General features: G+C 63.9%; 13 protein-coding genes and 2 tRNA genes. 13 read left to right on the top strand and 2 right to left on the bottom strand.

Annotated features, from left to right (window positions below; all coding sequences use genetic code 11):
- The first annotated feature begins 88 nt into the window (after positions 1–88).
- The 4 genes from carA (at position 89) to AC56LR_RS02840 (ending at position 5587) form a co-directional block, all read left to right on the top strand.
- Entirely contained in the window at positions 89–1276 is a 1188-nt protein-coding gene (carA, locus tag AC56LR_RS02855; protein ID WP_497127207.1) for a glutamine-hydrolyzing carbamoyl-phosphate synthase small subunit, read from the top strand.
- Entirely contained in the window at positions 1269–4499 is a 3231-nt protein-coding gene (gene carB / locus AC56LR_RS02850; protein ID WP_497127204.1) for a carbamoyl-phosphate synthase large subunit, read from the top strand. Before carA ends, carB begins: the two co-directional genes overlap by 8 nt.
- Before the next feature lie 126 nt (positions 4500–4625).
- Positions 4626–5105 carry a transcription elongation factor GreA gene (gene greA / locus AC56LR_RS02845; RefSeq protein WP_497127201.1) on the top strand — a complete coding sequence of 160 codons (480 nt, stop codon included), beginning with the start codon at positions 4626–4628 and terminating at the stop codon, positions 5103–5105.
- Entirely contained in the window at positions 5105–5587 is a 483-nt protein-coding gene (locus AC56LR_RS02840) for a DUF4149 domain-containing protein (protein WP_497127198.1), read from the top strand. The genes greA and AC56LR_RS02840 overlap by 1 nt, the downstream gene beginning before the upstream one ends.
- Positions 5588–5637: 50 nt before the next feature.
- On the opposite strand, the gene yhbY is transcribed toward AC56LR_RS02840, so the two are convergent.
- Positions 5638–6108 (bottom strand): ribosome assembly RNA-binding protein YhbY, encoded by a 471-nt coding sequence (yhbY, locus tag AC56LR_RS02835; RefSeq protein ID WP_497127195.1) that lies wholly within the window; start codon positions 6106–6108, stop codon positions 5638–5640.
- A 42-nt stretch (positions 6109–6150) separates the two neighbouring features.
- On the opposite strand from yhbY, the gene AC56LR_RS02830 reads away from it, so the two are divergent.
- From AC56LR_RS02830 to AC56LR_RS02795, 8 genes are all read left to right on the top strand, one after another.
- Positions 6151–6798: an RlmE family RNA methyltransferase gene (locus tag AC56LR_RS02830; RefSeq protein WP_497127192.1), complete on the top strand. Its 648-nt coding sequence runs from the start codon at positions 6151–6153 to the stop codon at positions 6796–6798.
- A 217-nt stretch (positions 6799–7015) separates the two neighbouring features.
- Complete coding sequence (ftsH, locus tag AC56LR_RS02825; RefSeq protein WP_497127189.1) at positions 7016–8902, top strand: ATP-dependent zinc metalloprotease FtsH; 1887 nt, start codon at positions 7016–7018, stop codon at positions 8900–8902.
- Positions 8903–8997: 95 nt separating this feature from the next.
- Positions 8998–9846: a dihydropteroate synthase gene (gene folP, locus AC56LR_RS02820; protein WP_497127186.1), complete on the top strand. Its 849-nt coding sequence runs from the start codon at positions 8998–9000 to the stop codon at positions 9844–9846.
- A gap of 24 nt (positions 9847–9870) precedes the next feature.
- A complete protein-coding gene (gene glmM, locus AC56LR_RS02815; RefSeq protein ID WP_497127183.1) occupies positions 9871–11211 on the top strand; it encodes a phosphoglucosamine mutase in 1341 nt (446 codons plus the stop codon).
- A 74-nt stretch (positions 11212–11285) separates the two neighbouring features.
- Positions 11286–11362 (top strand) — tRNA-Pro (locus AC56LR_RS02810).
- 64 nt (positions 11363–11426) lie between these two features.
- Positions 11427–11503: transfer RNA gene (locus AC56LR_RS02805), tRNA-Arg, on the top strand.
- A 139-nt stretch (positions 11504–11642) separates the two neighbouring features.
- Positions 11643–11975 carry a DUF5710 domain-containing protein gene (locus AC56LR_RS02800; protein ID WP_497127180.1) on the top strand — a complete coding sequence of 111 codons (333 nt, stop codon included), beginning with the start codon at positions 11643–11645 and terminating at the stop codon, positions 11973–11975.
- Between the two features lie 118 nt (positions 11976–12093).
- Positions 12094–13047, top strand: coding sequence for an MBL fold metallo-hydrolase (locus AC56LR_RS02795; protein WP_497127177.1), 954 nt, complete (start codon positions 12094–12096; stop codon positions 13045–13047).
- A gap of 601 nt (positions 13048–13648) precedes the next feature.
- On the opposite strand, the gene AC56LR_RS02790 is transcribed toward AC56LR_RS02795, so the two are convergent.
- Positions 13649–14134 (bottom strand): hypothetical protein, encoded by a 486-nt coding sequence (locus tag AC56LR_RS02790; RefSeq protein ID WP_497127174.1) that lies wholly within the window; start codon positions 14132–14134, stop codon positions 13649–13651.
- Here AC56LR_RS02790 and AC56LR_RS02785 point away from each other — a divergent pair.
- Positions 14090–14689, top strand: coding sequence for an energy transducer TonB (locus tag AC56LR_RS02785; protein WP_497127172.1), 600 nt, complete (start codon positions 14090–14092; stop codon positions 14687–14689). The two genes, AC56LR_RS02790 and AC56LR_RS02785, sit on opposite strands and share 45 nt — an antisense overlap.
- The last annotated feature ends 64 nt before the right edge of the window (positions 14690–14753 follow it).

Raw genomic sequence — 14753 nt, 5'->3', positions numbered from 1 at the left:
TCCATTTCCCGGCACGCTTAGTCCGCCCGGGCACTTTGGATGTCGGTCTGACGTGGCGCAGCTACGGTAACTTTATTGGGAGTTACCCTTGCCGCCATTTTTTTCTGGCCCAGCCGTCCCGGCCATCCTGGCCCTCGCAGACGGAACGATTTTCAGAGGACATTCCATTGGCGCTGCCGGCCATACGACCGGCGAGGTGGTGTTTAACACTGCGATGACCGGCTACCAGGAAATCCTTACCGACCCCAGCTACTCGCGTCAGATCGTTACCCTGACCTACCCGCACATCGGCAACTACGGCGTCAATGCCGCCGACGTCGAGGCTTCCCGCGTCCATGCCGCCGGCCTGATCATCCGTGACCTGCCGCTGCTGGCATCGAATTTCCGTTCCACGATGTCGCTGGCGGACTACCTCAAGCTTGAAAACGTGGTCGCCATCGCAGGCATCGATACCCGCAAGCTGACCCGCATCCTGCGCGAGAAGGGCGCCCAGGGCGGCGCCATCCTGACCGGCACGCAAGGCAACCAGCCATCGGAAGCACAGGCGCTGGAACTGGCGCGCTCCTTCCCGGGCCTGTCCGGCATGGACCTGGCCAAGGTGGTGTCGGTGAAAGAGCCGTACGAATTCACCGAGACCGAGTGGAAGCTGGGCGAGGGCTTCGGCAAGCAGGAGAATCCCCAATACCATGTGGTCGCTTTCGACTACGGCGTCAAGCGCAACATCCTGCGCATGCTGGCCGAGCGCGGCTGCAAAGTGACGGTGCTGCCGGCCGAATCAACCGCCGCCGACGCGCTGGCGCTGAACCCGGATGGCATCTTCCTGGCCAACGGCCCCGGCGACCCGGAGCCGTGCGACTACGCGATCAAGGCGAGCCGCGAGCTGATCGAGAAGGGCATCCCGACCTTCGGCATCTGCCTCGGCCACCAGATCATGGCGCTGGCCTCCGGCGCCAGGACGATGAAGATGAAGTTCGGCCACCACGGCGCCAACCACCCGGTGCAGGACCTGGATTCGAAAAAGGTCTTGATCACCTCGCAGAACCACGGCTTCGCGGTCGACCCGGCCAGCTTGCCGGCCAACTGCCGCGTGACCCACGTGTCGCTGTTCGACGGTTCGCTGCAGGGCTTCGAGCGTACCGACAAACCAGCCTTCTGCTTCCAGGGCCACCCGGAAGCCTCGCCAGGACCGACTGACGTCGCCTATCTGTTTGACCGTTTCATCGGCTTGATGCAAGCGGCGGAAAAAAAAGAACATGCAGGAGAAGTAAATGCCTAAGCGTAGTGATATCAAAAGCATCCTGATCATCGGCGCCGGCCCGATCGTCATCGGCCAGGCGGTCGAGTTCGATTACTCGGGCGCCCAGGCCTGCAAGGCCCTGCGCGAAGAAGGCTACAAGGTCATCCTGGTGAACTCGAACCCGGCGACCATCATGACCGACCCGGAAACCGCGGACGTCACCTATATCGAGCCGATCACCTGGAAGGTCGTCGAGACCATCATCGCCAAGGAGCGCCCTGACGCGATCCTGCCGACCATGGGCGGCCAGACCGCGCTGAACTGCGCGCTCGACCTGCACCACAACGGCGTGCTGGAAAAGTACAAGGTGGAGCTGATCGGCGCGACGCCGGAAGCCATCGACAAGGCCGAGGACCGCTCCAAGTTCAAGGATGCGATGACCAGGATCGGCCTGGGTTCGGCACGCTCGGGCGTGGCGCATTCGATGGATGAGGCCTGGACCGTGCAGCGCGAGCTGGGCTTCCCGACCATCATCCGTCCCTCGTTCACGATGGGCGGCAGCGGCGGCGGCATTGCGTACAACGAAGAAGAATTCGAAGCGATCTGCAAACGCGGCCTGGAAGCCTCGCCGACCAACGAGCTCTTGATCGAAGAGTCGCTGCTCGGCTGGAAAGAGTACGAGATGGAGGTTGTCCGCGACAAGAACGACAACTGCATCATCATCTGCTCGATCGAAAACCTGGACCCGATGGGCGTGCACACCGGCGACTCGATCACCGTGGCGCCGGCGCAGACCCTGACCGACAAGGAATACCAGATCATGCGCAACGCGTCGATCGACGTGCTGCGCGAAATCGGCGTCGATACGGGCGGCTCGAACGTGCAGTTCGCGATCAACCCGAAGGACGGCCGCATGATCGTCATCGAGATGAATCCGCGCGTGTCGCGCTCCTCCGCTTTGGCATCGAAAGCCACCGGCTTCCCGATCGCGAAAGTGGCGGCCAAGCTGGCCGTGGGCTTCACGCTCGACGAACTGCGCAACGAGATCACCGGCGGCGCGACCCCGGCCTCGTTCGAACCGTCGATCGATTACGTGGTCGTCAAGATCCCGCGTTTCACCTTCGAGAAATTCCCGACCGCCGACAAGCACTTGACCACCCAGATGAAATCGGTGGGCGAGGTGATGGCGATGGGCCGCACCTTCCAGGAATCCTTCCAGAAGGCGCTGCGCGGCCTGGAAGTGGGCGTCGATGGCCTGAACGAAAAGACCCGCGACCGCGAGAAGATCGAAGAAGAACTCGGCGAGCCGGGCCCGGACCGCATCTGGTACGTGGGCGACGCTTTTGCCCAGGGCTTCACGCTGGACGAGGTGCACAACCTCACCAAGATCGATCCGTGGTTCCTGGTGCAGATCAAGGAGATCGTCGACATCGAGCTGTGGCTCGACCACCAGAAGCTGGACAGCCTGGACAAGCCGACCTTCTACAAATTGAAGCAGAAGGGCTTCTCGGACCGCCGCCTGGCCTTCCTGATGCAGACCACGCCGGAAGCGGTGCGCAAGCAGCGCCATGCCCTGGGCATCCGCCCGGTGTACAAGCGGGTCGACACCTGCGCGGCTGAATTCGCGACCAATACGGCCTACATGTATTCCACGTACGACGAGGAATGCGAGTCCAACCCGACCGACAAGAAGAAGATCATGGTGCTGGGCGGTGGTCCGAACCGCATCGGCCAGGGCATCGAGTTCGACTACTGCTGCGTGCACGCGGCGCTGGCCATGCGCGAAGACGGCTACGAGACCATCATGGTCAACTGCAATCCCGAAACCGTGTCCACCGACTACGACACTTCGGACCGCCTGTACTTCGAGTCGCTGACGCTGGAAGACGTGCTGGAAATCGTCGAGCTGGAAAAGCCGGTCGGCGTGATCGTGCAGTACGGCGGCCAGACGCCGCTCAAGCTCGCACTCGACCTGGAAGCGAACGGCGTGCCGATCATCGGCACCTCGCCGGACATGATCGATGCGGCCGAAGACCGCGAACGTTTCCAGCAACTGCTGCAACAGCTCGGCCTGCGCCAGCCGCCGAACCGCACCGCGCGCACCGAAGCGGACGCGCTCGAACTGGCCCAGGAAATCGGCTACCCGCTGGTGGTGCGTCCATCCTATGTGCTGGGCGGCCGCGCGATGGAGATCGTGCACGAGCAGCGTGACCTCGAGCGCTACATGCGCGAAGCGGTCAAGGTCTCGCACGATTCGCCGGTGCTGCTGGACCGCTTCCTGAACGACGCCATCGAAGTCGACGTCGACTGCATCTCGGACGGCGAAGCCACCTTCATCGGCGGCGTGATGGAACACATCGAACAGGCCGGCGTGCACTCGGGCGACTCGGCCTGCTCGCTGCCGCCTTATTCGCTGTCGCAAGAGACCATCGCGGAACTCAAGCACCAGACTTCGCTCATGGCCAAGGCCCTGAACGTGGTCGGCCTGATGAACGTGCAGTTCGCGATCCAGCAGTCGGAAGTCGACGGCAAGACGGTCGATACCGTGTTCGTGCTCGAAGTGAACCCGCGTGCCTCGCGCACCGTGCCGTTCGTGTCGAAGGCCACCGGCCTGCAGCTGGCCAAGATCGCGGCGCGCTGCATGGTGGGCCAGACGCTTGCCAGCCAGGGCATCACGAAAGAAGTGGTCCCGCCGTTCTACAGCGTCAAGGAAGTGGTTTTCCCGTTCGTGAAATTCCCGGGCGTGGACACCATCCTCGGGCCGGAAATGAAATCGACCGGCGAAGTCATGGGCGTGGGCATGACCTTCGGCGAAGCGTTTGTCAAGTCGCAGCTGGCGGCCGGCATCATCCTGCCTACCAAGGGTACCGTATTCCTGTCGGTGAAGGCCTCGGACAAGCCGCGCGCGGTGGGCGTGGCGCGCGAGCTGGTGGCGCTGGGCTTCTCGCTGGTGGCGACCAAGGGCACGGCTGCCGTGATCGCGGCCGCCGGCATGCCGGTGCGCGCGGTGAACAAGGTCATGGAAGGGCGCCCGCACGTGGTCGACATGATCAAGAACCGCGAGATCGTCCTGGTCGTCAATACGGTCGAGGAAAAACGCTCGGCGGTGACCGACTCGCGCACCATCCGTACCTCGGCCCTGCAGTCGCGCGTGGTGACCTATACGACAATCGCCGGCGCGGAAGCGGCGATCGAAGGCATGCGTCATATCGACGAACTCCAGGTGTACGATTTACAAGGGCTTCATAAAACCTTAAACTAGGCGTGAAAGCAGCAATGCAGTAAGCTGGAAGCAGTACCCCGTCAAACCACAGAGCTCGTGCGCCCTTGGGCGCGCGTACTCTGTGGTTTTCACTTGGTACCTCTAAAAACGCACATATAGACAGACATGAACAATACCGTCCCACTCACCAAATACGGCGCCCAACTCCTGAAGGAAGAGCTGCACCAGCTCAAGACCAAGGAGCGCCGTATCGTGATCGACGCGATCGCCGAGGCGCGCTCGCATGGCGACCTGTCCGAGAACGCCGAATACGATGCCGCTAAAGAGCGCCAGGCCTTCGTGGAAGGCCGCATCGCCGAACTCGAAAGCAAGCTTTCCGCCGCGCAGATCATCGATCCGGCGACCCTGGATGCCGAAGGCCGCGTCGTCTTCGCATCGACCGTCGACCTCGAAGACCTGGACAACGGCCAGAAGGTCACCTACCAGATCGTCGGCCTCGATGAAGCCGACCTGAAACTGAACAAGGTATCGGTGACCTCGCCGATCGCCCGCGCCCTGATCGGCAAGTATGCCGGCGACGTGGTCGAAGTGCAGGCGCCGTCCGGCCCGCGCGAATACGAAATCCTGGAAGTGCGCTACATCTGATGAAGGCAGCCGCGGCTACCGTGCCGTCACGCCCGGCTGCGCGCCTGGCGGGCGCACGGCTGCTGGTGGCGGCGCTCTGGGCGGGCGCACTGTGGGCGCTCGGCTACATTGCGGCGCCGGCGGTATTCGCGGCGGTGCCGAGCACCGTGGCGGGCGACGTCGTCGCCGTGCTGCTGGCGCGCCTGGCCTGGGTGTCGTTCGGCTGCGCCGCCCTGATGCTGGTGCTGGTGCGGTTCGCGCCCGATCTCGCCCCCGCGCGCAAGCGCTCGCTCTACCTGGTGGTGCTGGCGATGCTGGCCTGCGCGCTGGTGATGGTTGTCGGCCTGCAGCCGGCAATGGCGCAGATGCGCGCGCTGGCCGGGCAGGGCGGGGTCAGGGCCTCGCCGTACTGGACGCAGTTTGCCGTCATGCACGGGGTGTCGCAGCTGTTTCACGTGATCGAAAGCTTGCTGGCGGCCGTGCTCGTCCTCAAGAGCCGCTGAACAGGCGAAAAAAAACCGGGTCGCCCCGGTTTTGCCTTGCGCGGCTCGAATCACTTGTTCAGTGCATTCTTCTTGGTGCTGGCCTGGCGCGGTTTGGCGCGCTTGATGTTGCCGCCCGCCGTGACGCGCTCGTTCCCCTTGATCATGACCTTGGTGACGCTCGGCTTCTTGGTGCCGCTGGCGCTGGCCTTGACGATGGTGACTTCGCGCATGCCCTTGCCGGATCGGGTGCTGCGTTCCTTGACGACTTCCTTCTTCGGACGGTAGACCACCAGCAGCTTGCCGATGTGCTGGACCGGCGCGGCATCGAGTTCGGCGCAGATCTGTTCGTACATGGCGATGCGGGCTTCGCGGTCGTCGCCGAAGACGCGGACCTTGATCAGGCCGTGCGCGTCGAGGCTGGCAGCAACTTCTTTCATGACGGATTCGGTCAGGCCGGATTCGCCAATCATGACTACGGGATTCAGTCCATGGGCTTCGGCGCGCAGTGCGCTGCGCTCGGCCGGGGTGAGTTTAAGCATAATAATTTTTAGATGTACCTTTAAAAGCAGTATTCTACGCGAATGGCCAAGAACAAATCCAACCAAAACTGGTTACACGACCATATTAACGATCCATACGTCAAACTGGCCCAGAAAGAGGGCTACCGCGCACGCGCCGCCTTCAAGCTCAAGGAAATCGACGAAAGCGAAAAGCTGATCAAGCCGGGCCAGGTCATTGTCGACCTCGGCTGCACGCCCGGCAGCTGGGCGCAATACACCCGCCGCAAGCTGGCGGGCAAGGACGGCGGCGGTATCCATGGCACCATCATTGGCCTCGACATGCTGCCGATGGAGCCGATTGCCGACGTTTTATTCATCCAGGGCGACTTCCGCGAGGAAGAAGTGCTGGACCAGCTCGATACCGTGCTGCAGGGGCGCCAGGTCGACCTCGTGCTGTCCGACATGGCGCCCAACCTGTCGGGCATTCCGACTGCGGATGCTGCGCGGATGGAACACTTGATCGATCTGGCTATTGAGTTCTCTCAACATCACTTGAAACCGACCGGCGGATTGCTGGTGAAATGCTTCAAAGATATGGGATTTACCCAGATACTGGAGAAATTCAGGGTGGAATTCAAGACGGTCAAACAGGTCAAACCCAAGGCCAGCCGGGACAAATCGTCCGAAATTTTCCTGCTTGGGCGTGGCCTGAAGAATCCAGCTGCATAAAAAGCAATGCATGACGCCGTTTTGGCACTTGATATTCGGCGCGGCAACCGCACATTTGCCGCGTGAGGCCGGCATCGCACAGGTTTGCGCTGCCTGCTGAGCAAGCAAATATGAGGTTTTGGCACTATTGCCGACCTTGCGTGGCAGTGTCGGCTTATTGCGGTTAAAATCGCGATACTGATATCGGTAGAGATGCAATCGCATCGGAGGAGTTTTCGTGAATAATATGTTTTCCAAATCCGCCATCTGGGTGGTCGTCGCACTGCTGTTGTTCATGCTGTTCAAGCAGTTCGACAACCACAGCGTCGCAGGCGGCAGCAAGACCATTGCTTATTCCGAGCTGCTCGACGATGTGAAGGCCCGTCGTATCAAGGACGTGGTCATCGAAGGTTCCAACATCACCGCGACCCGCCAGGACGACAGCAAGGTGCGCGCCACCGCCACCATCCTCGACCGCGGCCTGATCGGCGACCTGCGCGAGAACGGCGTGCGCTTCGACGTGAAGCCGCCGGAAGAACCATCCTTCCTGCAGCAGGTCTTCATTTCCTGGTTCCCGATGCTCTTGCTCATCGGCGTGTGGGTGTTCTTCATGCGCCAGATGCAGGGCGGCGGCAAGGGCGGCGCTTTCTCCTTCGGCAAGTCGAAGGCGCGCATGCTCGATGAAACCAACAACACCGTCACTTTCGCCGACGTCGCAGGCTGCGACGAAGCGAAAGAAGAAGTCAGCGAGATCGTCGACTTCCTGAAAGACCCGACCAAGTTCCAGAAACTGGGCGGCCGCATTCCACGCGGCGTGCTGATGGTCGGTCCTCCAGGTACTGGTAAAACCCTGCTGGCGCGCGCCATCGCGGGCGAAGCCAAGGTCCCGTTCTTCTCGATCTCCGGTTCCGACTTCGTCGAGATGTTCGTCGGCGTGGGTGCGTCCCGCGTGCGCGACATGTTCGAGAACGCCAAGAAGCATTCGCCTTGCATCATCTTCATCGACGAGATCGATGCCGTCGGCCGCCACCGCGGCGCCGGCATGGGCGGCGGCAACGACGAACGCGAACAGACGCTGAACCAGCTGCTGGTCGAGATGGACGGCTTCGAAGCCTCGTCCGGCGTGATCGTCATCGCCGCCACCAACCGCGCCGACGTGCTGGATAAAGCACTGCTGCGTCCGGGCCGTTTCGACCGTCAGGTGACGGTGGGCCTGCCGGACATCCGCGGCCGCGAGCAGATCCTGAACGTGCACATGCGTAAAGTACCTATCGGCACCGACGTCAAGGCCGATATCCTGGCACGCGGCACCCCGGGCTTCTCGGGCGCCGACCTGGCCAACCTGGTCAACGAGGCTGCGCTGTTCGCCGCGCGCCGCAGCAAGCGCCTGGTCGAGATGATCGATTTCGAAGACGCCAAGGACAAGATCTACATGGGTCCTGAGCGCAAGTCGATGATCATCCGCGAGGAAGAGCGCCGCAATACGGCCTACCACGAGTCCGGCCATGCGGTCATCGCCAAGCTGCTTCCGAAAGCCGACCCGGTGCACAAGGTCACGATCATGCCGCGCGGTTATGCGCTCGGCCTGACCTGGCAGCTGCCGGAGCACGATGCGCTGTCCGGTTACAAAGACAAGATGCTAGAGGAAATCTCGATCCTGTTCGGTGGCCGCATTGCCGAAGAGATCTTTGTCGGCCAGATGTCGACCGGCGCCTCGAACGACTTCGCCCGTGCCACCAAGCTGGCCCGTTCGATGGTGACCCGCTTCGGCATGTCCGAGAGTATGGGCGTGATGGTCTACGAAGACAGCGAGAACGAAGGCTTCTTCGGCGGCGCCACCAAGACCATCTCGGAAGCCACCCAGCAGAAGGTCGATGCGGAAATCCGCGCGATCCTCGACACGCAGTACGCGCTGTCGCGCCGCCTGCTGGAAGAAAACCGCGACAAGGTCGAAGCCATGACCAAGGCGCTGCTCGAGTGGGAAACCATCGATGCCGAGCAGATCAACGACATCATGGCCGGCCGCGAGCCGCGCCAGTCGCCGACCAGCATCCTGACCAAGCGCACCCCTCCGGGCGACGGCGGTTCGGGTGGCGTCGCGCCGAACGCCACCGCGCCAGCCTGATCGCCTGATTTGGCTCGCTAGACTACCCCCGCAAAAGGCATCCCTCCGGATGCCTTTTGTTTGTTAACGCTTACCCGTCCCGCGTCTTTCCTGCCATGCCAAAGAACCTGCAATGCGGACAGTTCAGCTTCGCGCTGGACGGCCCTGCCTCCACCCATCCAATCGTGATGGGCATCCTGAACGTCACCCCCGATTCGTTTTCCGATGGCGGGCGCTACCAGGGTCTCGAGTTCGCGCTGTCGCACGCCGAACAGATGATGCTCGAGGGCGCGACCATGATCGACATCGGCGGCGAGTCCACCCGGCCTGGATCGCCCAGCGTGCCCCTTGGGGAAGAGTTGGCGCGTGTAATGCCGGTGCTGTACGCGCTGCGCACGCTCGAGGTTGCGCTCTCGGTCGATACCTGCAAGCCCGAGGTGATGCGTGAAGCAATCATTGCCGGGGCCGACATGATCAACGACATCAATGCCTTCCAGGCGCCGGGCGCGCTCGATGCCGTACGCGACAGCGACTGCGGGCTGTGCGTGATGCACATGCAGGCCACGCCGCAGACCATGCAGCAGGCGCCCAGCTACACCGACGTGGTGGGGGAGGTGATCGCTTTTCTCAAGGCACGTGTCGATGCGATGGTGGGCGAGGGCATTGCCCGCGAACGCATCTGCATCGATCCCGGCTTTGGCTTCGGCAAAACCGTCGAACACAATTACACCTTGCTGCGCGGCTTGAAGCGCATCGGCGAGGAAGTCGGCCTGCCTGTTCTGGCTGGCCTGTCGCGCAAGTCGATGATCGGGGCCGTCACCGGGCGGCCAGTTGAACAACGTATTGCAGGCAGTGTCGCTGGGGCATTGGCTGCGGTAGCGCATGGCGCTAGAATCGTGCGTGTGCATGATGTAGCAGATACGGTCGATGCCCTGAAGGTATGGCACGCGGCCAACAACGAATAATCACGGAAAGAAAAGAGAACAAGAATGGCACGTAAATATTTCGGTACGGATGGCATTCGCGGTTTGGTAGGCGCCGCGCCGATTACTCCCGACTTCGTCATGCGCCTCGGCTATGCTGCCGGCACGGTGCTGGCCAAGGGCGGGAAATCGACCAGCGGCCGTCCGGTCGTCCTGATCGGCAAGGACACCCGTATCTCCGGCTACATGCTGGAAGCGGCACTGGAAGCGGGCTTCTCGGCGGCAGGCGTGGACGTCATGCTGGCCGGCCCGATGCCGACCCCGGCGATTGCCTATCTGACCCGCGCGCTGCGCCTGCAGGCCGGCGTCGTGATCTCGGCCTCGCACAATCCTTTCCAGGACAACGGCATCAAGTTCTTCTCGGAACACGGCACCAAGCTGCCGGATGCGGTCGAAATGGAGATCGAGGAGGCCATCGACCAGCCGATGGGCTGCGTGCCTTCGGACAAGCTCGGCCGCGCCACCCGCCTGCGCGACGCCCAGGGCCGCTACATCGAATTCTGCAAGAGCACCTTCCCGAACGAGCTCGACCTGCGCGGCCTGAAGATCGTGGTCGACAGCGCCCACGGCGCCGCCTACAACATTGCCTCGCACGTGTTCCACGAACTCGGCGCCGAAGTCATTTCCATCGGCAACCAGCCGGACGGTTTCAACATCAACGCCGGCGTCGGCGCCACCGCGCCGAAGGCGCTGTCGGAATCCGTCGTCGCCAACAAGGCCGACCTCGGCATCGCGCTGGACGGCGATGCCGACCGCCTGATCATGGTCGACGCCACCGGCCGCGTCTACAACGGCGACGAGCTGCTCTACCTGATGGTGCGCGACCGCATGTCGACCGGCCCGGTGGCCGGCGCCGTCGGCACCCTGATGACCAATATGGCGCTGGAAGTGGCCTTCAAGGAACTCGGAGTGGGCTTTGCGCGCGCCAAGGTCGGCGACCGCTATGTGCTTGAAGTGATGCAGGAGCGCGGCTGGCTGTTCGGCGGCGAGAGCTCGGGCCACCTGCTGGCGCTGGACAAGCATTCGACCGGCGACGGCATCGTCTCGGCACTGCAGGTCTTGTCGGCCCTCAAGCGCAGCAACCGCTCGCTGGCCGAATGCTGCAGCGAACTGACCTTGTATCCACAAACGCTGATCAACAAGAAGGTGACCCCGGGCTTCGACTGGACCAGCAACGGCGCCGTCGTGGCCGAGAAAGAGGCTGTCGAGCGCGAGCTGGGCGATACCGGCCGCGTGCTGATCCGCGCATCGGGCACCGAGCCCTTGATTCGCGTGATGGTCGAAGCCAAGGAAGCCGAGCTCGCCGAAAGCATGGCGCGCCGGATTGCGGACAAGCTGGCTGCATAGGCGGCGACAGCGCGTGCTAGAGCGGGCACGCCGATTTGACGTAGCCCTTTTGGGGGAGTATCATGCGTCTTATTCGGAGTGTAGCGCAGCCCGGTAGCGCACCTGGTTTGGGACCAGGGGGTCCAAGGTTCGAATCCTTGTACTCCGACCACAGTTTTCCCTACGGGCTGTCTTTTGACAGCCCGTTTTGTTTTCGCCTTCCGGCGCCGTATTTTCTGCCCATAGCTCAGTTGGATAGAGCATCAGCCTTCTAAGCTGAGGGTCGCAGGTTCGATTCCTGCTGGGCAGGCCATCCCCGTTACGCCCCGCATTGCGATCAAGCGCACCGTGAACCCGGGTCGGGCTTCGCGATTTCTTCCCCTTGCAGTAAGATCACGGTCCCGGACCCGGCCTCCCGCCGCGGTCGCTCATCCTGGACGCTTTTCGACACCATGCTTTTCCTGACTGTTCCCTACGCCGAGAAGGACGAGGCCAAGGCGCTCGGCGCTCGCTGGAATCCCACCAAGCGCCGCTGGTATGTTCCCGACGGCGTCGCCACCGCCGCCTTCGAAAAATGGGCCGGGCAGGGCGGCGAACCGGCGGCGCCGGCTGCGAGCGGGCGGGTCGACAGCTACCAGGGCAAGACCGTCGTCGGAACCAATTATGTGGCGCTGGAGCATGGCTGCAATCCCTTCGAGCCTTGCGAGCGCTGCGCCGCCGCCCTGGCCGGCACCGCTTGGCATAAGGCGCGCCAGCAACTGGCCGGGGTGGTCGCCAAGCTCTAGCCGGGCCTTTGCGCCATCGAGCAGGCAAGGCAAGCGAACGCCGGTTTCTAGCCTGCCGTGTTAACGTTCCGGCAAGCGCGCACCGCTCCGGGACGCGCATCGCTCCGGAGTCCCTTCCATGCCTGTCGCACGACTGTTCCAGACCTGCTTCCTGCTGGCCGCGCTGTGCGCCTTGGCCGGGGCAGCCCAGGCCGATGCGCCCGCCACGCCGGCCCAGGGCGAAAGCTTCACGCTGCAGTTGCCGGCAGGTGCGCCGACCCAGGACGCGAACACCGGGACGGTGCAATTCATCGGCACGGCGACCGTCATCATCCGCTTCCAGGGCTTCACCATCCTGACCGACCCGAACTTCCTGCACAAGGGCGAGCACGTGCACCTGGGCTATGGTGTGACCTCCGAACGCAAGACCAATCCGGCCATCCGCTTCGAAGACCTGCCGCCGATCGACCTGGTCGTGCTGTCGCATTTCCATGACGACCATTTCGACAAGAAAGTGCAGGAGCGCCTCAACCGCGCCACGCCCATCATCAGCACCAAGGAAGCGGGCGAGCGGCTCAAGCGAATGGGATTCACACGCACCTTTGGCCTGAGTACCTGGGACCGCGTCGAAGTGAGCAAGGGGCAAGCGCGCCTGCGCATCACGGCCGCACCTGGCCGCCACGGCCCCGCCGCCGTTGCCGTACTGCTGCCGAAAACCATGGGCTCGGTGCTCGATTTCGGCGCCGATCCGCAAGCGCCGGACTACCGCATGTATATCAGTGGCGATACGCTGGTCTTTGACGATATCCGCGCCATCCCGCAACGCTTCCCGAATATCGACCTGGCGCTGCTGCACCTCGGCGGCACGCGCATCTTCGGCGTGGTCAAGGTGACCATGGATGGCCAGGACGGCGTGCGCATGATGCAGGTCGTGCGGCCCAAAAAGACCGTACCGGTCCACTACAACGATTACGACGTGTTCGCCTCGCCGCTCGAGGAGTTTGCGCGCGAGGTCAAGGCCGCCGGCCTGGAACAGGACGTCATTTACCTGTCTCATGGCCAGACCTACGGGTTCGCACCCGTGCAGCGCTGACCGGAAACCGCCCCGGTATTGATGCAGCCTGCCGCCGGCGCCGATTCCTGTCGTGCGCGCTTCCCCATACTGCTGAGTAAACGCTAAGATGCCAGCTTGACAATGTTGCATCAGGACGGGCATGCCTCCAGCGAACCCAAGCAGTCGACACCAGCCATACGGCCACACTGACCGCCGCCTCGGGGCCGGGGTGGCGGTGTCGGTCGTGCTGCACGCGCTGCTGCTGTCGCTGCAGTTCGGGTTGCCCGGCATCGATGCCGGCGGAGGTGGTCCGATCACCGTGGCGCTGGCGCCGCTGCCGCCTGTCGCTGACGTGCCGCCTTCGCCGCCAATGGCGCAGGAGCCATTGCCCCCTCCGCCTGTCGCAGCGCCGACGCCCGCGCCCGCACGGGCGGCTGGCGGCCTTCGACTCGTCGATCCGATTGCGCCGAGTCCCGCCGATCCCGTGGTGGCGAACCAGCCGGCTCCGCCCAGGCTCAACCGCCCCGCCAAGCCGAAACGGCGCGTGGCGCCGGTGCCGACACCCGTGATCGCGGCGCAGGCGCGTCCCGATTCTGCATTTACCGTGCCGTTGCCGGAGGTGGACGCGGCGCCGGAGCCCTCAATCGCGGATACGGAGCCAGGGCCCGAGCCTGAAGGGGACACGTCTGAGGTCATGGCGGAACCGGACCCGGACCCGGCAGTACTGGCCCGGGAAAGCGCCGGGCAGGCCGAAGCCGCGCGCCTTGCTGCCGAGGCGGAAACCCGCATAGCACAGGAACGCGAGCGGCTGGCCGCGGCGGAGCGCGAAGCCGAAGCGCGGCGTATCGCGCAACAGCAGGCTGAGCAGCAGGCTGCCGAGGAGCGCCGGCGCCTGGCCGATGAGGCAGCCGCGCAGCGCCGGCGCGAACAGGACGTGCTCCGCCGCCAGGCCGAACAGCGATTGGCCGACCAGACCGCCGCCCGCGAAGCCCAGGTGATGGAAAGCCGGCGCGCCGAGCAAGCCCGGCGGCAGGCGCAGGAACAGGCCGAGCGTGAGCGGCTGGAGGAACTCGCGCGGCGGTTGGCGGACGAGCGCGCGCGCCGCGAGGCCGACGAGCGTGCCCAAGCCGAGCGCCTGGCCCGTCAGGCGGCCGGCGAAGCCGCCCGTCAAGCAGCCGCCGGCCCAGGTATCGGAGGCGGTGGCGAAATCCCGGGCGGCGCCCTGGCAGGCAGCGTCGGCAGCCGCGCACGCGAATTGCTGCGTGGCGTCACCATCCCGAGCGTGGCGCCGCCGGCCCGGCCGCCCAACGCACGGCAGGATGGGCGCCGCGTGCTCGCCGATGGCGGCGAGCGCGACGTGCCACTGCGCATGTATGTCGACAGCGTGCGCCAGAAGCTCGAACGCAATGCGGTGCTCGGCGGCGCGCGCTTTGCCTCACGCGAGGTGCGCATCGATCCGTTGGTGAGCGTGTCGCTGCGCAGCGACGGCAGCATCGATGAGGTGACGATCGTGCGCTCGAGCGGCCGCGCCGATATGGACGACGCGGTGCGCCGCTTCGTGCGGCTGAACGAGCGCTACTCGGCCTTTCCCCCGAATGTCGCGGCGCGCTTCGACATCATCGAGATCCGCCGGGTCTGGGCCTTTGCCGATGGCCTGAAGCTCATGGAAGAGATGCGCTGAGCGCTACCAGCACCGGGCCACGCTGCCAAGGCTCGAACTTTGATCGGGTGCAAAGCCAAGCCTG

The organism is Telluria sp. ZT3P39 (assembly GCF_059685935.1).
Note: the sequence above shows the minus strand (reverse complement) of the source record. Positions and strands in the feature narration are given on the sequence as shown.